Consider the following 18,793-nt stretch of genomic DNA (forward strand, 5'->3'; position numbering starts at 1 on the left):
GCTCGCAACCGGCGAGCGGGACAGTTCCAATTCAATCCCGGCCCAGCGCGCTCGCCTGGGGGCTCGCGCGCTGACCGTGCTTGGGCGAGCGCGAACTCGCTTCGCGAGCTTCCCGGTGGGCTCGCCTCCGGCTTCGCTCCACCGGTCAGATAGCGCGCTCGCGCGGTGGCTCGGGTTGACGGCGTGTGACCGGATGAGGTCACTGGGACTTCCCGAGTCGGCAAGACCGGCTGGCGGTCAGACGCTCATCTCTTCCTGGGCGAGGCGGTCGAAGAGGGCGCCGGTCGACGGGTCGTGCTTGCCGGCCACGTGCAGCATCACGACGAGCTGGTCCACCACGAGCGCCTCCAGCTCGGGGCGGGTCACGTCGCGGTTGTCCAGCCAGTCCAGGCCGGCGGTCTCCACCGACGCCATCCACGAGCGCAGCGTGATGCGCAGGATCGGCGGCGGCGTCTCCACGTCCAGCGAGTGCAGGATCCGGTCCAGCAGCAGCTGCCGGATCCCGTCGACGATCTCCCCGACCTCCCCGGACCGGTCCGCGGGCCCGCCGCGCAGCAGCGCCGTGTAACCGGCCGCGTGGCTCTCCACGAAGTCGAAGTAGCGCTCCAGCGACACCCGCAGCCGCTCCAGCGGCTTGCCCTCCGCAGGCGGCTCCAGCAGCACCGACAGCTGCTTGGCGGCGCTGCCGAGCGCCGCGAGGTACAGCTCGTACTTGCCGCCGAAGTAGTGGTAGACCAGCGCGCGCGAGGCGCCCGCGGCGGCCGCGACGTCGTCGATCGAGATGTCCTCGGGCGAGCGCGTGCTGAACAGCTGCAGCGCCGCCTCGATCAGTTCCTCTCGCCGTTCGTCCACGCTGAGCCTGCGGCGTCCTTGCCCGCCGCCCTGCCGGCTCCGCGCCTTACCGCCGGCCACCGCACGTTCTGCCACCTGGGCAGCGTATCCGAGGGCGGCGCGGGCGGGTCGCGGTCGCGCCGCGCCGGGCGGGCTTTTCACCGGGTCGTGATCACCCGCCGACGCCGCTGTGATCCGGAACACCACAGGCCGCAACTGGCATTGTCGTATGCCCGTTACTCACTGTTGCGACGATTCGGGGCGAAGGAGGGGCATCATGGCATCTCCTCCGCGGCGCAGGAGGCGTGCCGGCCCCCCGCGGCGCGCCGCCGCGGCAGGTGCCGCCAAGACCATTTGAGGCATGCCTAGGCCCCCCTGGACGGAGTGCCATGTCAGCTGGTGAAGCAAGCCCCCCGCACGAGACGCCGGTGGTGGGAGAGGGCGCGGTGCCCCCGCCGCGCGCCCCCGCCTCCGCGGCGCGCAGCGACGAGGGGAGGCCGGTGCCCGCGCCGAAACCGACCATCCGCAACGTCGCGGAGCGGGCCGGCGTCTCCAAGTCGCTCGTCTCGCTGGTGATGCGGGGGTCACCGCACGTGAGCGAGCGGCGCCGGCAGGCGGTGCTGCAGGCGGCCCGGGAGATCGGCTACCGGCCGAACGCGGTGGCGCGCAGCCTGGTCGAGGGCCGCACCCGGCTGATCGGCGCGATCGTCGCCGACCTGCACAACCCGTTCTTCGCCGAGTTCCTGGACGGGCTGCAGGAGAGCCTGCACGGCGCCGGGCTGCGGATGCTGGTCGGCAGCGGCCGCTGGGACCCGCTGTTCGAGGCGGAGGCCGTCGAGGCGTTCCTGGAGATGCGGGTGGACGGCCTCGTCCTGCTCAGCGTCGTCCCGGAGTCGCTGAAGGAGGCGGCGGCGAGCGTCCCGGTGGTGGTCGTCGGGGAGCGCGACGTCGTCGGGGTCGACATCGTGGTGGACGACGACGAGCTGGGCGCGAGCCTGGCCGTCGACCACCTGGTCGGCCTGGGGCACCGGCGGATCGCGCACATCGAGGGGGCGCGCTCGACGACGGCGCGGTACCGGCGGGCGGGGTACGAGAAGGCGATGCGCCGGCACGGGCTGAGCGAGGAGATCGTGGTCGAGCCCGGCGACTTCACCGAGGACGGCGGCTACCGGGCGGCCCGCGAGCTGCTGCGCCGCGACCACCGGCCCACCGCGATCTTCGCGCCGAACGACCTGGTCGCGACCGGCGCGCTGTCGGCGGCGGACGAGCTGGACATGTCGGTGCCGGAGCAGCTGTCGATCGTCGGCTACGACAACACGCATCTCGCCGCGATCCGGCACATCTCGCTGACCAGCGTGGACCAGCCGCGGCGGGACATGGGGAGGGTGGCCGCGGAGCTGCTGACCGCGCGGATCGGCGACCCGTCCCGGGCCGCGAAGCAGAACCTCGTCGTCCCGCATCTGGTGATCCGTTCGACGACCGGCCCGGCTCCCGCCGTCTAGCGCGGCCCGCCGCCGGGGCGCGGTCGCGGCCCGCGGGTACTCCCCTCACGCCGCCCGCGGGCGCCCTTCGCGCCCGTCCACGTCCCTCGCACGTCCGCCCGCGGGTGCTCCCCTCGCCCTCGCCTCGGGTGCTCCCCTCGCGCCTGCCCGCGGCTCCGGACGGCCGGGCGTTCCTCGAAGTGGTGTGGCGCGGGTAAGGGGCTGGCCAAGCCTGCCGCATTCACCGGCCCGCGCGCGCTTCCCGGCGCCTTAATGGACTCACCGCTCGGCGTGGCGCGCGGGCGGCTCCTGTATGGGGCCGCCCGCGCGGCCGGACGGACGGGGTAAGGGTCGTGTTCACCCAAGGGGGTTCAGCTCGTGCGTGATCCGGAACTGGTGTCGTGCGCGCAGCGTGCGGCGAGCGAACTGGAGCAGGCGTGGTCGCAGTGGCGGCACGCGCGCGGCCTGGCCGAGCAGGTCTCGGAGTCGGTCGCCAGTTACGTCGCCCATTCGATCGACCACCCCTGGGGGCGCCCCCGCGTGGTCCTCGGCCTGGACGCGGACGAGGCGCGCGCGCTGGCCGCGCTCCTGGGCAAGGAAGACCCGCTCCTCTGACGGGCCCTGCCACTCCGGGCCGGTCGCGTCGCATACCGGTCCTGTACGGCCGTCCCCGTTGACCGGGTACGGCCGGAACTCGCCGTACCCGTTTCTCCGACTTCGTTTGACGAACTCCCGCGCGTGTGCAGACTGTCAGGGTCGGTAACGAAGTCATCACGGAGGACGGCCTGTGCGCATCCAACGAGGCGGTCCAGCGGTCGCCGGTCTCGCGCTGTGCCTCGGCGCGCTCGCCGCGTGCGGCGGGTCGTCCGGGGGGAAGGCGTCGCCGGCCGGTGACACCGCCGAGCCGCCGACCGCGGGAGCGACGAAGGGCACCTCGGCGGGCGGCCCCGCCTCGCCCGAGGGGTCCGGCGGGCGTCCGCTGGCGGGCAAGGTCGTCGTGATCGACCCGGGCCACAACGGCGGCAACGCCTCGCATCCGCGCGAGATCGCCAAGAAGGTGTACGTCGGCAACGGCACCAAGGAGTGCGACACCACCGGCACCGACACCGTCTCCGGCTACTCCGAGCACGCCTTCACCTGGGACGTGTCGAACCGGCTGGCGAAGATCCTGCGGGCCGAGGGCGCGAAGGTGACGCTGACCCGCAAGAACGACACGGGCGTCGGGCCGTGCGTGGACCAGCGGGCGGCGATCGGCAACAACGCGCACGCCGACGCCGCCATCTCCATCCACGGCGACGGCGCCGCCGCGTCCGGGCACGGTTTCCACATCATCGAGCCCCTCGCCGTCGGCAAGAACGCGAAGATCGTCGCGCCGTCCGCCAAGCTGGGCACGGCGCTGCGGGACGCGTACCACTCCGGCACCGGCATCGCGTACTCCACGTACCTCGGCACGAAGGCCATCGACAAGCGCAGCGACCTCGGCGGGCTGAACATGTCGACGGTCCCGAAGGTGTTCATCGAGTGCGGCAACATGCGCAACAAGGGCGACGCGGCCAAGATGACCAGCGCCTCGTTCCGGCAGCGCATGGCGGAGTCCCTCGCGAAGGGCTTCCAGAACTACCTGTCCTGATCGCCGGCGTGGCGGCGGGCGATGAGGACGACGGCGCCGCCGGTCGCGGCGAGGGCGGCCAGCGCCGTGCCGAAGAGGGTGGCGCCCGTGGTGAGGCCGACGGCGTCACTGAGGTAGCCGGCGGTGACCGGCAGGAGCCCCGCGGGGACGTAGCCGCCGATGTTGAACGCGGCGTTGGCCTCGGCGAGGCGGCGCGGCGGGACGGCGGCGTTCAGCAGGGAGAGGCCGCCGAGCTGGCCCATGCCCTGCCCGGCGCCCGCGAGGACGGCGGACGCGGCGAGCGCCGCGACGGACGCGCCGTGCACGGCGACCACCATCGAGGCCATCGCGGCGACCGTGGCGGCGGCGCCCGCGACGAGGACGGTGCGCCGAGGCAGCCGCTGGACGGCGAACTGCACGCCGGTCGCGGCGGCGAACATGACGAACGCCATGCCGCCGGCGACGATCCGGTTCCCGGTGCCGAGCAGCCCCGACAGCAGTGACGGGCCGAGCGACAGGACGAACGACGTCGCGGTGATGCCGGGCGCGAAGACCGCGACGCCGAGGACGAGCCGCATGGCGTTCTCGCGCGGGACGCCCGGCACGCGGATCCACGACCGCGCGGCAGAACCGGCGGAGGGGGCGGACGGGCGCGGCAGCGGCATGCGCACGACGGCGAGGGCCGCCGTGGCCAGCAGGACTGCCTCGACGGCGAACACGGTGACGGTCGGGGCGGGCAGCGTCTCGGACAGGACGCCGGACAGCAGCGGCCCGAGGCCGGCGCCGAACACCATCGCGGACGAGGCGAGGAGCGCGGCGAGGCGGCGGCGGGACGGCCCGGCGACGTCGGTGACGGCGGCCATGCCGGCGGAGACGGTGGCGCCGACGGCGATGCCGGTCAGCAGCCGGGCGGCGATGAGGGCGGTCACGGTGCCGGCGGTCGCGAAGACGCCGCAGGCGACGAGGGCGAGGGCGAGCGCGGGCAGCAGGACGGGGCGGCGGCCGAGCCGGTCGGACAGCACGCCGGACACCAGCAGCGAGCCGAGCAGCCCGACGATGTAGAAGGCGAAGACGACGGTGAGCGTGCCCTTGGAGAAGCCGATGTCGCGCTGCCAGAGCACGTAGAGCGGCGTGGCGGCGTTCGACAGCACGAAGACGGCGGTGACGGGCCAGGCGGCCAGCCAGATCCAGCGGGTGCGGACGTCCGGGTGCCGGGCGCCGTGGGAGGCGCGGATCGTCGGGGCGTGCGACATGGGGGTCCCTTCGCCGAAGCAGTACGACTTTTTTCGAACTTAGCATGCAGTACGATGAAACTCGTACAAGCGGGGAGAGGGGACGCGACATGGCGACGACGGCGACCAGCGGGCCGGGAACCGCGCGACCGGCGATCAGGGTGCTGCCCGAGCCGCCCGGCCTGCCCGACCCCCTGCCGGAACCGGCCGTCGAGGACCTCCGGCTGGAGACGATCTTCGGCGCGCTCAGCGGGCCGCTGCGGCTGGAGATCGTCCGCAGGCTCCTCCTCGAACGCGAGGAGTTCGACCACCCCTGCGGCTGGTTCGGCTTCGACCGGCCGAAATCGTCGCTGACCCACCACTTCAAGGCGTTGCGCGAGGCCGGCGTCCTGCGGCAGCGCCAGTACGGCCTGGAGCGCCGCAGCGAGGTCCGCATCGACGACCTCAACGCCCGCTTCCCCGGCCTGCTGCATTTGATTGCGTCGTCCTCGGCGTCAGGCCGTTAGACGGCCTTCCTTCAACGGACGACGCGTGCGATCGCTGCATCGCTCCGACTCGCCCAGGGGCTCGCTGCGCGATCGGATTCTCGCTTCGCTCGAAACCGGCTTCGCTCGCGATCGCGACGCCTGAGGCCCGCGCGGGGCCGGGAGCGGCGCGGGGCCGGGAGCGGCGCTGGGCCGGGAGCGGCGCTGGGTTCGCGCATGCCGATGGGCGGTCGGGCAGGATGGGCGGATGGGTGATCTTCGGGAGCCGCTGCGCCGCGTCCGTGCCGCGTTCGAGGGCGCCGGCTACACCGTCGGCGGGGTGCGTGAGCTGCTCGGGCCGGTCGCGGGCGGCGCGCTGGCGCGCGACGAGATCGTCCCGGCGCTGCGGGCCACGCGCGGCGGGTCGCCGCTGGAGCTGCTGACCCGGCTGTTCTGGCTCCAGGTGCCGGTAGACGCGTCCGCTCTCGACGCGGCGGGCCTCGACGCGCGCGACCTCGTCGCGACCGGGCTCGCCGAGCCGTCCGGTGCGGAGGTGCGGCCGCTGCTGCACGTCGAGCCGCTGGAGTCGGTGAGCGGCGAGGGGCACGCGGGGTACGCCGTCTCCGATCTGAAGGTGCGGCCCGGTTCCGGGACGGTCCCCGCGGACGACCACGTCGTGGGGACGGGCGGCGCGTCGGGGAATCTGGCCCGCCTCGTCGTCCACAGGCCTGTGGATAACGTGCTCGATCTCGGCACCGGCTGCGGGGTCCAGGCGGTGCATCTGCACGACCGGCTGCGCCCCGGCCGCATCACCGCGACGGACGTGAACCCGCGCGCCCTGGAGCTCGCCGCGATGAGTTTCGAGCTGTCCGGAATGGACGGCGTCGAGCTGCTGGAGGGCTCGCTCCTGGAGCCGGTGCGAGGCCGCCGCTTCGACCTGATCGTGTCGAACCCGCCGTTCGTGGTCGCGCCGTCCGGCGACCGCCGGTTCACGTACCGGGAGTCCGGGATGCCGGGCGACGACTTCTGTCGGCGCCTCGTCGGCGCGGCGCCGGAGATGCTGGAGGACGGCGGATACTGCCAGCTCCTGGCCAACTGGCTGCACGTCGAGGGCGTCCCGTGGGAGGAGCGCGTCGGCGCGTGGACGGCGGGCTGCGACGCCTGGATCGTCCAGCGGGACGTCCAGGACCCCGCCGAGTACGCCGAATTGTGGCTGCGCGACTCGTGCGAGGCGGGGACGCCCGAATACCGGGCGCGCTACGACGCGTGGCTCGATCACTTCGAGCGGCAGGGCGTCACGGGCATCGGGTTCGGGTGGATCACGTTGCGGCGCAGCGCGAGCCCGGCAGTCCGGATCGAGGAGCTGCGGCAGGCCGTCGACCAACCGGTCGGCGCCTATGTGGAAAGCATCATGGATGGGTTCCGGAACGCCGAAAAGTTTTCCACAGGCTGTGGATCGCGGGTGCGGGCGGCGGACGGGCTCGTCCAGGAACAGGTCGGCGCGCCGGGCGCCGAGGACCCCGAGCGGATCGTGCTGCGGCAGACCGCGCGGCTGCGCCGGGCCGCCGGGGTCGGCACGGTCGAGGCGGCGCTCGCCGGGGTCTGCGACGGCAGCCTCCCGCTCGACCGGCTGCTCGACGCGATCGCCCAGCTCACCGGCATGGACGCGGGCCAGGTCCGGGCGCACGCCGGGACCGTCCTGCCGGAGCTGATCGCGGACGGCTTCTTCGAGGTGGCCTAGAACGGCGGGCCGGCGCGGGTCGGCGCGGGCCGGCGCGAGCGGTGGCCTCGCGGCGGCCTAGCGGCGGAAGACGGTCTCCATCGCGCGGCCGAGATCGCGGTACCGGTTGATCAGGACGGTGAAGCCGACCGCGAGGTAGATCCCCGACAGCACCAGCCGGGCCTGCTCGCCCGGCAGCGCGAACTGGATCGCGAACAGCACGAACAGCAGCGCGGCCTCCCACCGCCGCAGCACGAGGTCGATGAGCAGGCCGAGGCCGAGGACGGTCTGCGACGCGGTCAGCAGCACCTCCTCCAGCTGCCGCGAGTCGAGCGGCAGCGACCAGGCGCCGCCGCCCGCCTTGTAGGCGAGGGGGAGGCTGCCGATCAGCAGCGTCCACTGGTTGACCTTGCTGGACAGCAGCGTGCCGATCGCGTCGGCGTCCCGCAGCCGCCACGCGAACACCACCGCGACGATCAGCTCCGGCGCCTCGGACGCCAGCGGCGCGAGCCACTGCACCAGCAGGAACTCGTCGACGCCGAGCGCGGACCCCGCGTCCACCAGCGAGTTCGCGAACGGTTCGGCGGAGATGAACACCAGCGCCGCGCCGATCGCGAACCCGGCGGCGGTGGCGGTGCGGCGCATCCGGCGCGGCAGCGTGACGAGCCGGGCGGGCACCCCGGCGAGGTTCTCCACGTCCTCGCCGCCGCCCCGGGCGATCCGGCCGAGGTAGATCACGTACACGCCGATCAGGACGATCGCGATGTACCACCCGATCTCGGCGGTGAGCGCGGGGATGAAGCCGAGCACGGTCGCGAGCGCGAGGAAGCCCAGCTCCGTCCGGTGGTGCGGGGCGAGCCGGACGTCCCGCTCCTCGCCGCGCGAGGACGGTGGCCGCCGCCTGCCGTGCCGCCCGCCGCGGCGTGCCGTCCGGCGGACGCCGAGCGTGAACGCCAGCACGACCAGCGCCCATCCGACGCCGACGAGGAGCCGGTTCGCGCCCGTCATGTTGGCCGCCGCATAGCCCGCGTAGTGCGGTTTCGTGCCGGCCGCGAACGCGTAGTACACGTCGACGGCGTATTCGGGGAGCACGGCGATGAGGGCGAGCAGCGCCAGCGCGAGCGCTCCGGACATGTCGGCGCGGGCGGTTTCGGCCGCCCACATCAGCAGGACGGCGGCGGCGAGGACGCCCGCCCCGTAGATCACCGCGGCGGCGACGGCGGACGGGTGCAGCCCGGCGGCCCGCGTCACGACCGCCGGGAGCGCGATGGCCAGCGCGGCGCCGATGCGGAGGAGCAGCGTCTCGCGGGGCATACCCGCACTCCTGCCCGCGCGATGATCACCTCACGGCAAAGCGGCGATCTCCGTTGCGTCGCGGCGTCCCCGTTGCGTCGCGGTGTCCCCGCTGCGTCGCGGCGTCCCGCTGCGGCTCAGCGGTGGCGGGCGGCGGCGATGGTGGGGAAGGCGCTCGCCTTCAGGCGGGCCGCCAGGTCGCGGTGGACGCGGTGGGCCCAGAACGGGCCGCCGTAGATCATCCCGGTGTAGCCCTGGACGAGGGTGGCGCCGGCGCGGATCCGCTCCCACACGTCGTCGGCGCTCTCGACGCCGCCGACCGAGACCAGGACGAGCCGGTCGCCGGCGCGGTCGCGCAGCCGCCGCAGGACGTCCAGGGACCGGTCCTTCAGCGGCGCGCCGGACAGCCCGCCGGCCTCCTTGGCGAGCGCGGCGTCGCTGCGCAGGCCGGAGCGCTCGATGGTGGTGTTGGTGGCGATGATCCCGTCCAGGCCGAGGTCGAGCGCGAGGTCGGCGACCGCGTCGACGTCGTCGTCGGCGAGGTCCGGCGCGATCTTGACCAGCAGCGGGACGCGGCGCGGCGCGGACCGGTCGGCGGCCTCGCGGACGGCGCTCAGCAGCGGCCGCAGGTGCTCGACGGCCTGGAGGTTCCGCAGCCCCGGCGTGTTCGGGGAGCTGACGTTGACCACGAGGTAGTCGGCGTACGGGGCGAGCCGCTCGGTGCTCGCGACGTAGTCGGCGGCGGCCTCGGCCTCCGGGACGACCTTGGTCTTGCCGATGTTGACCCCGACGATCGTCCCGGGGCGGCGGTTCCGCAGCCGGGCGGCGGCGGCCTCGGAGCCGGCGTTGTTGAACCCCATCCGGTTGATGACCGCCCGGTCGCGGACGAGGCGGAACAGCCGGGGCCGCGGGTTGCCGGGCTGGGGCCGCCCGGTGACGGTGCCGATCTCGACGTGGCCGAACCCGAACGCGCCGAGCGCCTCGTAGGCGACCGCGTCCTTGTCGAACCCGGCGGCGAGGCCGAGCGGGCTCGGGAAGTCCAGGCCGAGCGCGTGCACGGCGAGCGCCGGGTCGCGCGGCGCGAGGAACCGCCGCAGCAGCGGCGCCGCGCCCGGGACGGCCTGGATCGCGCGCAGCGCCCGCAGCGTCAGGTGGTGCGCGGTCTCGGCGGAGATCCGGGCGATGACCAGTGAGAACAGGAGTCGATACATCGCCGCCAGTATCGCAGCACCGGTCCGGCCGAAAACACGTTGCCCGGCGTGCGGGCGGTGCCTACGGTGGCGGCATGTTCAGCGATCTCCTGGCCACCGCCGCGTGGCCCGTCCTCCAGCGCGTGTACCCGCCGCGTCCCGCCGGACGATCCGGCCGGGACGCCGGGGGCGTCTGAGTCTCCACCGCTCCCGCGCGGCCGGATCCGGGTGCAGAACCGAACGCACACCAGCCCGGACGGGAGTGGATCATGTCCAAGAGCAGGGGCCGCAACGGCATGCTCGGAGTGGGCGGCCAGCGCAAGAAGATCTCGCGGCGCGCGCTGCGCGGCGGCGAGGCCGCCGCGCCGGGCGGCGCCGCCGATCCGGCGGCCCAGCGGAAGGAACTGCTCAGGAAGATGCGCGAGCGCGCCGAGCGGCGCGGCTCCGTGGCCGACGAGCGGTAGCGATCACCGCAGAGCGCGCCGGTCTCCGCACGGGAGACCGGCGCGTTCGCCTTTCCGCAGCTCAACGGCCGAGCCCGGTTCAGCGGCCGAGCCCGGTTCATCGGCCGAGCTCAGGTTCAGCGGCCGAGCCCGGGTTCGGCAGCCGATGTTCAGCGGCCGAGGAAGGTGCGGCGGAGTGTCCGGCGGACGTCGCGGCTCGCCTCGCGCAGCGTCCGGCGGACGGCCCGGAGCGGGTCGCGGACGGTGACGCGCCACGCCGCGCCGATGCCGCGCCCGATGGGTGCCAGCACGTTCGTCCCGAACCAGCGGAGCGGGATCACCACCAGCACGCGCACCGGCGCGACCACAAGGTTGCGCCACAGCCACAACAGGACGCGGGCGGAGAGCCTCCACGTCCCGGCGATACCGACCCCGATCGGTGCCAGGACGTACCGCCACAGCGCGCGCGCTGGGACGACGACGAAGACGCGTAGCAACCAGCCGAGGCAGCGCCCGGTCTGCCGCCACGACCACACCACGGCGGCGGCGAACGCCCGCCAGGCCGCGGCGAGGCCGCGTCCGGTCCAGCGGGCAAGCCAGGCGAGCCCGAGCAGCGGCGGCCGCAGGACGTACCGCCAGATCAGGACGAGGGGCAGGACGAGCACGACGGCGAGGATCCGTCCGATGCCGCGGAACAGCCGTGCGAGCCCGCGCCCGATCCACCTGCCGAGCCAGGCGAGGCCCCGCCCGAGGGCGCGGAGCGGCCCGAGCAGGACGAGGTCGAGGAAGTGCCCGATCGGCGTCAGCACGTACCGGTAGAGCCAGCGCGCGGCGGCGGCGATGCCGAGGCCGAGCATCCGCAGCGGCCACCACAGGACGAGGCCGAGCGGCCGCAGCACCCACCGGTACAGCGCGACGGCGATGATCAGGGGGATCCGGATGAGGAACCGCCAGCACGCCGCGATGCCGCGCCCGACGACCCGGAGCAGGTCGTACAGCAGCCGGAACGGCACGACGACGATCAACGCGACCACCCGGGCGGGGACGACGAGCCAGGCGGGTCCGGCCGGCTCGGGTTCGGGCGGTGGGGGCTTGGCGAAGAGGCCGGCCGTGTCGGGGGTCGGGCGGCTCGGCCGGTCGGGGGTCGACAACGCGTACCTCGATTGCACAGTTCGTGGGCTTTTCCTGGGACGTGCCCGAGGTTGAACCCGTTCCGCGCCGTTCACCGTACTGCTCCTCGATCAGGACGAGCGGTGCGGCCGCCTCCTCGATCGGCGTGCGGTACCCGGACCGAGCCGGGGCCCACAACACATGGAGGACACGAGATGCATTTCCCACGTTGGGCGTTCCCCGCCGCGGCCGCCCTCATCGCGTCCGGGATGGTGCTGTCGGCGTGCGGGCAGGAGAACGGGAACGGGAAAGGGCAGCGGAACGCCGCCGCGGGGAGCAGAGCCCAGGCGGACCCGTCGGCGTCCGCGGCGCCGTCGCCGTCCGCCGCGCCGACGACGCTGGAGGTCGCGAGCGTCACCAAGCTCGGCAAGGTCGTCACGGACGGGCAGGGCAGGACGCTGTACCGGTTCGACGACGACACGGCGAAGCCGCCCGCGTCGACGTGCGCGGGCGCGTGCGCGAAGGCGTGGCCGCCGGTGTGGGCGAACGGCGCCGCGACGCAGGTCAAGGGCGTCGAGGCGGCGCTCGTCGGGAAGGTGCGGCGGCCGGACGGCAAGTGGCAGGTCACGCTCGCCGGCTGGCCGCTGTACCGCTACGTGAAGGACCAGAGCCCCGGCGACGTGCGGGGGCAGGGCGTCGGCAAGAAGTGGTACGCGGCGGCGCCGACCGGCAAGAAGGCGCTCGCGGCGGCCAAGACCGCGAACAAGTGGAAGGGCTGGACGGTCGTCAAGGCGAAGAACGACCCGAAGTTCGGGATGATCCTGACCGACGGGAACGGCCGGACGCTCTACCGCTACGACAAGGACACCAGCAAGCCGCCGAACTCGACGTGCTTCGGCGCGTGCAAGAAGGCGTGGCCGCCGGCGGTGTTCAACGGCTGGAAGCACCTCAAGCTGGAGGGCGTCAGCCGGAAGGTCGTGAACTTCATCGAGCGCAAGGACGACGGCAAGTGCCAGCTCACGATCAACGGCTGGCCGATGTACTTCTACGAGAAGGACAAGCAGCCGGGTGACACCAAGGGCCAGGGCGTCGGCGGGGTGTGGTGGCTGACGCGGCCGAGCGGTGCCAAGATCATGACCGGCGCGGGTTCGGGCGGCGGCTCGGGCACCGGGACCGGCGGCGGCTCCGGCGGCGGGTCCGGGTACGGGACGGGCGGCGGTTACTGAGCCTCCGCGCCGTCCCCCACAGGCGAAGGCGCGGGAGGATCGCGGGTCGGTCGGGGTCCGCGAACCTCCCGCGCCTTCCTCATGTCCGCATCAGGTCCGGCGTCAGGCGCCCTGTTCCCGCTGCCCGGCGTCAGGCGCCCTGTTCCTGCTGCTGGGCGTGGCCGAGCGGGGAGGGGTGGGCGAGCTTGGCGAGGGGGCCCGCGTGGCCTGCTGAGAACGGGACGCTGACGCCGTGCTCGTAGGCCGTCTCGGCGTGCAGGGCGAGGTCGACGCCGCTCGTCTCGTCCTCGGCGGACACCCGGAACCCCAGCGTCTTGTCGATCAGCTTGCCGACCGCGAAGGTGACGGTGAACGCGAACAGCCCGACGACCGGGACCGCGATGGCCTGCCTGCCGAGCTGGACGCCGCCGCCCCCGGTGATCAGCCCGGCCGCGCCGCCGGTCATCGAGCGGACGGCGAGCAGCCCGATCAGCAGCGTGCCGATGATCCCGCCGACGAGGTGGACGCCGACGACGTCGAGGGAGTCGTCGTAGCCGAGGCGGTGCTTCCAGCCGACCGCGTAGGAGCAGACGACGCCCGCGACGAGCCCGACGGCGAGCGCGCCGAGCACGTTCACCGACCCGCAGGACGGGGTGATCGCGACGAGCCCGGCGACGACGCCGGACGCGGCGCCGAACGTGGTCGGGTGCCCGTCGCGGCGCTGCTCGACGAGCAGCCAGCCGAGCAGGCCGGTGCAGCCGGCGACGAGGGTGTTGAGGAAGACGGCGGCGGCGGTCCCGTTCGCGGCGAGCGCGGAGCCGGCGTTGAAGCCGAACCAGCCGAACCAGAGCAGCCCGACGCCGAGCAGCACCATCGGCAGGTTGTGCGGGCGCATCGCCTCCTTGCGGAATCCGATGCGGGGGCCGAGGACGAGCGCCATCGCGAGCCCGGACGCGCCGGACGCGATCTCGACGACGAGGCCGCCGGCGTAGTCGAGGGCGCCGAGGTCGGAGATCCAGCCGCCGCCCCAGACCCAGTGCGCGATCGGCGCGTAGACGACGAGGGCCCAGACGGGGACGAACACCATCCAGGCGGAGAACTTGGCGCGGTCGGCGATGGCGCCGCTGATGAGCGCGGTGGTGAGGATCGCGAAGGTGAGCTGGAAGGTCACGAACAGCAGTGCCGGGACGTGACCATGGGGTGTCGCCGGGGTGATGCCTTTGAGGCCGATGTGCTCGAATCCGCCGAGCAGGCCGAGGCCGCCGAGATCATGGCCGAACGCGAGGCTGTAGCCGGCGGCGAGCCAGGAGACGGTCACCAGCGCGACCGAGACCAGGCTCATCATGATCATGTTCAGCGTGCTCTTGGCGCGCACCATCCCGCCGTAGAACAGCGCGAGTCCGGGCGTCATCAGCAGGACGAGCGCGGTGCTGGCGAGCAGCCACGCGGTGTCGCCCGCATCGATCCCTGTGGGCACGGCGTCTCCCCCTTCGCGGGTCCGGTGTCCGCCATCGAGAATCACCCGTGTCCGTTTCGTGTCTTATGCCGCTTTGTTTCGGCTGTGTTTCATGTTGCCGTTACGTTGCCTTATGCTCACCGCTCACTCTTTGCATCTCGACAGTTACGAAATCCGGTGTTCTCATGAAATCGGACCCGCCATGGATGCGTTCCGGCGAAGCGCCCGCACATGGTGGGTGGCTTCGGGAGGCCCGATGGTCGAGGGAGTCGGACGAGCGGAAAGAACCGGACGGAACGGTCCACGGGGGCACGGGGGCACCGGGACCGCACGCAGAGCCAGGGGCGCGCGCAGCGCGAGGCGCTCGCGGAGATCCACCGCAGACAGAGCCGCCGCACGCAAAGCCAGGGGCACAGGCAGGACCACGGTCGCGCTGAGGGCCGCGGTCGCGCTGGCGCTGCCGGCGAGCGCCCTCGCCGCCTGCGGAGGCGGTGGCACCCCCACCCTGAACTGGTACATCAACCCCGACAACGGCGGCCAGGTCAAGCTCGCCGACGAGTGCTCCAAGGCGTCCGGCGGGCAGTACCGGATCAAGACCTCGCTGATGCCGGACGACGCCACGCAGCAGCGCGAGCAGCTCGTCCGGCGGCTGGCCGCCAAGGACAGCGGGCTCGACCTGATGAGCCTCGACCCGGTGTTCGTCGCGGAGGCCGCGAACGCCGGATTCCTGCGGCCGTTCCCGGCGAGCCAGGCGGCGCAGTTCACGCAGGGCGTGTTCCCGGTGGCGGTGCAGAGCTCCACCTGGGACGGGAAGCTGTACGCGGCGCCGTTCTGGGCGAACACGCAACTGCTCTGGTACCGCAAGTCCGCCGTCCAGAAGGCCGGCGTCGATCCGAACGCGCCCGACTTCACCTGGGACAAGATGATCGACGCGGCGCTGCGCACCGGCACCACCGTCGGCGTGCAGGGCAACAAGTACGAGGGCTACATGGTGTGGATCAACGCCCTCGTCGCGTCCGCCGGCGGCGAGATCGTCAGCGACGCCGGCAAGGGCGACGACGCCCGGATCGACATCGACTCCCCGGCGGGGCGGGCCGCGGCGACGATCGTCCGCCGGCTGGCGACCTCGCGGGCCGCGAGCCCGACGCTGTCCACCGACATCGAGGAGCAGTCCCGCGCCCTGTTCAACGGCGCGCGCGGCGGCTTCATGGTCAACTGGCCCTACATCTGGGCCGCGGACGCCAGCGACGCCAAGGCCGGCGTGATCGGCAAGTCGATCCCGTCCGACATCGGCTGGGCCCGCTACCCGAAGGTCGCGCCCGGCCAGGAGAGCAAGCCGCCGTTCGGCGGCATCGAGGTCGCCATCGGCGCCTACGGCAAGCACAAGAACACCTTCGCGGTGGACGCGGTCAAGTGCATCACGTCCACCGAGCACCAGAAGGAGTACATGCTCGCCGAGGGCAACCCGGCCGCGCGTCCCGCCGTCTACGACGACCCGGAGATCCAGAAGCAGTTCCCGATGGCGGGACTGATCCGCGACTCGATCAACGCGGCGGCGCCACGCCCGATCACGCCGTACTACACCGACGTGTCCGGCGCGATCCAGAGCCGCTGGCACCCGCCGGCGTCGGTGAACCCGAACGCGACGCCGCGCGAGTCCGCGACGTTCGTCCACCAGGTCCTGCGCGACCAGCGCCTGCTCTGAAGGGACCGACGATGACCGCAGTGCACACCGCGCCGGCCGCCGGGACGCCCGCGGCGCCCGCCGCGGAGATCTCCGACCGCGGCCGCGCCGAACGCCGGCTCGGCCTGCTCCTGTCCGCGCCGGCCGTGATCGTCATGCTGGTCGTGACGGCGTACCCGCTGGTCAACGCGCTGTACCTGTCGCTGTTCAGCTACCGGATCACCGCGCCGGACGACCGCCGCTTCGTCGGCCTCGCCAACTACGGGACGGCGCTGTCCGACCCGCTGTTCTGGCAGGACGTCCTCACCACCTTCGTCATCACCTTCGTCACCGTCGCGGTGGAGCTCGTCATCGGGTTCGCGCTCGCGATGGTGATGCACCGGGCCGTCTTCGCGCGGCGCACCGTCCGGACCGCGATCCTGCTGCCGTACGGGATCGTCACGGTGATCTCCGCGTTCGCCTGGAAGTACGCGTTCGACCTGCAGTCGGGGTTCGTGAACTCCTGGTTCGGGCTCGGCGACTACGCCTGGTTCTCCGGCCGCTGGTCCTCGATGACCGTGATCGTCCTGTCGGAGATCTGGAAGACGACCCCGTTCGTGTCGCTGCTGCTGCTCGCCGGCCTGGCGCAGGTGCCGGGCGACCTCGGCGAGGCCGCGACGGTGGACGGCGCGACGGCGTGGCAGCGGCTGCGCCGGGTGACGATCCCGAACATGAAGGCCGCGATCCTCGTCGCGGTGCTGTTCCGCACGCTCGACGCGTGGCGGATCTTCGACAACGTCTTCGTCATGACGTCCGGCCAGCAGAAGACCGAGACGCTGTCGTTCCTCACCTACCGGCAGACGATCACCCGGACCGCGATCGGGCTCGGCGACGCGGTCGGCGTGCTGCTGTTCCTGTCGGTGGTCCTGATCGCGGTCGTGTTCATCAAGGGGTTCCGGGTCGACCTGGCGCAGGCGCGCGGCGAGCGCGGGGGAGGCGAGAAGTGATGGAGACCGCCCGTTCCAAATGGCTGTGGGCGCTGGCGTCCCTGCTGATCCTCGTGTGGACGGTGTTCCCGATCCTGTGGATCGTGATGCTGTCGTTCAAGCAGCCCGGCGAGATCGGCAACCAGAAGGGCTTCCTGCCGCACCACTGGACCTGGGACAACTACCGGACGGTCTTCAAGACCGACCTGTTCACCGCCGCGCTGGTCAACTCGATCGGCATCTCGCTGATCGCGACCGTGATCGGCGTCGTGTTCGCCACGCTCGTCGCGTACGCGATCGCCCGGCTGGAGTTCCCCGGCAAGAAGGCGATCCTGTCGTTCGCGCTCGCGATCGCGATGTTCCCGGTCGTGTCGCTGGTCGGGCCGCTGTTCGACCTGTGGCGCGACGTCGGCCTGTACGACACCTGGCCGGGGCTGATCATCCCGTACATCTCGTTCGCGCTGCCGCTCGCGATCTGGACGCTGTCGGCGTTCTTCCGCGAGATCCCGTGGGAGATGGAGCAGGCCGCGCAGGTCGACGGCGCGACGACGTGGCAGGCGTTCCGCAAGGTGATCGTCCCGCTGGCCGCGCCCGGCGTGTTCACCGCCGCGATCCTCACCTTCTTCTTCTGCTGGAACGACTTCGTCTTCGGGATCTCGCTGACGTCGTCGGACCGGGCCCGCGTCGTGCCCGCCGCGCTGGCGTTCTTCACCGGCGCGTCGGAGTTCCAGCAGCCGACGACCGCCATCTGCGCGGCGGCGGTCGTGGTGACCGTCCCGATCGTCGTCATCGTCCTGGCGTTCCAGCGCCGCATCGTCGCCGGGCTGACGTCCGGCGCAGTCAAGGGCTGAGGGCCCGAGGGGGTTGAAGCATGGCCGCCATCACCATGAAGAACATCGTCAAGCGGTACGGCGACGGGTTCCCGGCCGTGAACGAGGTGTCCCTGGACGTGCGGGACGGCGAGTTCATGATCCTGGTCGGGCCGTCCGGCTGCGGCAAGTCCACCCTGCTGCGGATGATCGTCGGGCTGGAGGACATCACCGGCGGCGAGATGCGCATCGGCGAGCGGGTCGTCAACAAGATCGCGCCGCGGCAGCGGAACCTGTCGATGGTGTTCCAGAACTACGCGCTGTACCCGCACCTCACGGTGTTCGAGAACATCGCGTTCCCGCTGCGGCTGGCGAAGGTGCCGCGCGAGGAGGTCGACCGCCGCGTCCGGGAGACCGCCGAGCTGCTCGAGCTCACCGAGCACCTGCAGCGCAAGCCGGCGAACCTGTCCGGCGGGCAGCGGCAGCGCGTCGCGATGGGCCGCGCGATCATCCGGCAGGCGAACGCGTTCCTGTTCGACGAGCCGCTGTCGAACCTGGACGCCAAGCTGCGCGGCCAGATGCGCACCGAGATCTCCCGGCTGCAGCGCCGGCTCGGCGTCACCACCGTGTACGTCACGCACGACCAGACGGAGGCGATGACGCTCGGCGACCGCGTCGCGGTGCTGCGCAAGGGCGTCCTGCAGCAGGTCGGCAGCCCGCGCGAGCTGTACGAGGAGCCGGTCAACCTGTTCGTCGCGGGGTTCATCGGCTCGCCGTCGATGAACTTCCTGCCCGCGTCCGTCGACGGGACGGCGCTCGACACCCCGCTCGGCCGCTTCGAGGTCGGCGACGAGCGCAAGGCCGCCGCGGTGGCGGGCCGCGACGTCGTGCTCGTCGGGATCCGTCCCGAGCACTTCGAGGACGCCGCGCTGGTCGGCGCGGACAAGAAGGCGCGCGGCAGCACGGTCAGCGCGCGCGTCGACGTCACCGAGTGGCTCGGCAACGAGCTGTACGCGTACGTCCCGTACGAGGCGCCGGACGACCTCGCCGCGCAGCTCCGCGACCTGTCCCGCGAGCTGGACAGCGACCAGCTGCGCACGCAGGCGGTGGTGGCGCTGGACGCGTCCAGCGGGATCACGGCGGGCGACGCGGCGGAGCTGTGGATCGACACCTCGAAGATCCACATCTTCGATCCGGCGAGCGGCGAGAACCTCACCCGCGACGAGACGCGGGTGGCGGAGCTGGCGCGGGTGGCCGAGCGCGCCCGCGAGGCGCAGCGCCGCGCGCAGCGTCCCGGCGAG

General features: G+C 72.7%; 17 protein-coding genes. 11 read left to right on the forward strand and 6 right to left on the reverse strand.

Translation table 11 applies throughout. The features are described from left to right. Window positions 1-237 precede the first annotated feature (237 nt). Window positions 238-927 (reverse strand): TetR/AcrR family transcriptional regulator, encoded by a 690-nt coding sequence (locus tag F9B16_RS25265; protein WP_225991928.1) that lies wholly within the window; start codon window positions 925-927, stop codon window positions 238-240. A 404-nt stretch (window positions 928-1,331) separates the two neighbouring features. Here F9B16_RS25265 and F9B16_RS25270 point away from each other — a divergent pair, with 404 nt between their 5' ends. From F9B16_RS25270 to F9B16_RS25280, 3 genes are all read left to right on the forward strand, one after another. Continuing rightward, window positions 1,332-2,333, forward strand: coding sequence for a LacI family DNA-binding transcriptional regulator (locus F9B16_RS25270; RefSeq protein ID WP_151542607.1), 1,002 nt, complete (start codon window positions 1,332-1,334; stop codon window positions 2,331-2,333). A 357-nt stretch (window positions 2,334-2,690) separates the two neighbouring features. Further along, window positions 2,691-2,927, forward strand: coding sequence for a hypothetical protein (locus tag F9B16_RS25275; RefSeq protein WP_151542608.1), 237 nt, complete (start codon window positions 2,691-2,693; stop codon window positions 2,925-2,927). Window positions 2,928-3,099: 172 nt separating this feature from the next. Beyond that, a complete protein-coding gene (locus F9B16_RS25280; protein ID WP_318839257.1) occupies window positions 3,100-3,942 on the forward strand; it encodes an N-acetylmuramoyl-L-alanine amidase in 843 nt (280 codons plus the stop codon). On the opposite strand, the gene F9B16_RS25285 is transcribed toward F9B16_RS25280, so the two are convergent. Next, the gene (locus F9B16_RS25285; protein WP_151542609.1) at window positions 3,930-5,174 is read right to left on the reverse strand and encodes an MFS transporter; all 1,245 of its coding nucleotides are present in this window, start codon (window positions 5,172-5,174) and stop codon (window positions 3,930-3,932) included. The genes F9B16_RS25280 and F9B16_RS25285 overlap by 13 nt on opposite strands. A gap of 89 nt (window positions 5,175-5,263) precedes the next feature. Between F9B16_RS25285 and F9B16_RS25290 the strand changes: the two genes are divergently transcribed. Continuing rightward, window positions 5,264-5,659 (forward strand): ArsR/SmtB family transcription factor, encoded by a 396-nt coding sequence (locus F9B16_RS25290; RefSeq protein ID WP_192808982.1) that lies wholly within the window; start codon window positions 5,264-5,266, stop codon window positions 5,657-5,659. A 226-nt stretch (window positions 5,660-5,885) separates the two neighbouring features. Then, window positions 5,886-7,358, forward strand: coding sequence for a DUF7059 domain-containing protein (locus F9B16_RS25295; protein ID WP_151542610.1), 1,473 nt, complete (start codon window positions 5,886-5,888; stop codon window positions 7,356-7,358). A gap of 57 nt (window positions 7,359-7,415) precedes the next feature. Here F9B16_RS25295 and F9B16_RS25300 read toward each other — a convergent pair whose 3' ends face one another. Both F9B16_RS25300 and F9B16_RS25305 read right to left on the reverse strand, forming a co-directional pair. Next, window positions 7,416-8,651, reverse strand: coding sequence for a sodium:proton exchanger (locus F9B16_RS25300; protein ID WP_151542611.1), 1,236 nt, complete (start codon window positions 8,649-8,651; stop codon window positions 7,416-7,418). A 116-nt stretch (window positions 8,652-8,767) separates the two neighbouring features. Further along, window positions 8,768-9,841 (reverse strand): quinone-dependent dihydroorotate dehydrogenase, encoded by a 1,074-nt coding sequence (locus F9B16_RS25305; RefSeq protein ID WP_151542612.1) that lies wholly within the window; start codon window positions 9,839-9,841, stop codon window positions 8,768-8,770. A 248-nt stretch (window positions 9,842-10,089) separates the two neighbouring features. Here F9B16_RS25305 and F9B16_RS25310 point away from each other — a divergent pair, with 248 nt between their 5' ends. After that, entirely contained in the window at window positions 10,090-10,284 is a 195-nt protein-coding gene (locus F9B16_RS25310; protein ID WP_151542613.1) for a DUF6243 family protein, read from the forward strand. Window positions 10,285-10,433: 149 nt separating this feature from the next. On the opposite strand, the gene F9B16_RS25315 is transcribed toward F9B16_RS25310, so the two are convergent. Further along, on the reverse strand, window positions 10,434-11,414 hold the full coding sequence (locus F9B16_RS25315) for a hypothetical protein (RefSeq protein ID WP_151542614.1): 981 nt from the start codon (window positions 11,412-11,414) through the stop codon (window positions 10,434-10,436). A 174-nt stretch (window positions 11,415-11,588) separates the two neighbouring features. On the opposite strand from F9B16_RS25315, the gene F9B16_RS25320 reads away from it, so the two are divergent. After that, a complete protein-coding gene (locus F9B16_RS25320; RefSeq protein ID WP_151542615.1) occupies window positions 11,589-12,599 on the forward strand; it encodes an SCO0930 family lipoprotein in 1,011 nt (336 codons plus the stop codon). 130 nt (window positions 12,600-12,729) lie between these two features. Here F9B16_RS25320 and F9B16_RS25325 read toward each other — a convergent pair whose 3' ends face one another. Beyond that, window positions 12,730-14,055, reverse strand: coding sequence for an ammonium transporter (locus tag F9B16_RS25325; RefSeq protein ID WP_151542616.1), 1,326 nt, complete (start codon window positions 14,053-14,055; stop codon window positions 12,730-12,732). A gap of 235 nt (window positions 14,056-14,290) precedes the next feature. Here F9B16_RS25325 and F9B16_RS25330 point away from each other — a divergent pair, with 235 nt between their 5' ends. From F9B16_RS25330 to F9B16_RS25345, 4 genes are all read left to right on the forward strand, one after another. Then, window positions 14,291-15,739 carry an extracellular solute-binding protein gene (locus F9B16_RS25330; protein WP_151542617.1) on the forward strand — a complete coding sequence of 483 codons (1,449 nt, stop codon included), beginning with the start codon at window positions 14,291-14,293 and terminating at the stop codon, window positions 15,737-15,739. An 11-nt stretch (window positions 15,740-15,750) separates the two neighbouring features. Further along, window positions 15,751-16,704 carry a carbohydrate ABC transporter permease gene (locus F9B16_RS25335; RefSeq protein ID WP_151542618.1) on the forward strand — a complete coding sequence of 318 codons (954 nt, stop codon included), beginning with the start codon at window positions 15,751-15,753 and terminating at the stop codon, window positions 16,702-16,704. Next, the gene (locus tag F9B16_RS25340) at window positions 16,704-17,534 is read left to right on the forward strand and encodes a carbohydrate ABC transporter permease (RefSeq protein ID WP_151542619.1); all 831 of its coding nucleotides are present in this window, start codon (window positions 16,704-16,706) and stop codon (window positions 17,532-17,534) included. Before F9B16_RS25335 ends, F9B16_RS25340 begins: the two co-directional genes overlap by 1 nt. A 20-nt stretch (window positions 17,535-17,554) precedes the next feature. Next, the coding region (locus F9B16_RS25345) for an ABC transporter ATP-binding protein (protein ID WP_151542620.1) at window positions 17,555-18,793 on the forward strand (1,239 nt) is incomplete at its 3' end.

Source organism: Actinomadura montaniterrae, from assembly GCF_008923365.1.
Taxonomy (GTDB): Bacteria; Actinomycetota; Actinomycetes; order Streptosporangiales; family Streptosporangiaceae; genus Spirillospora; species Spirillospora montaniterrae.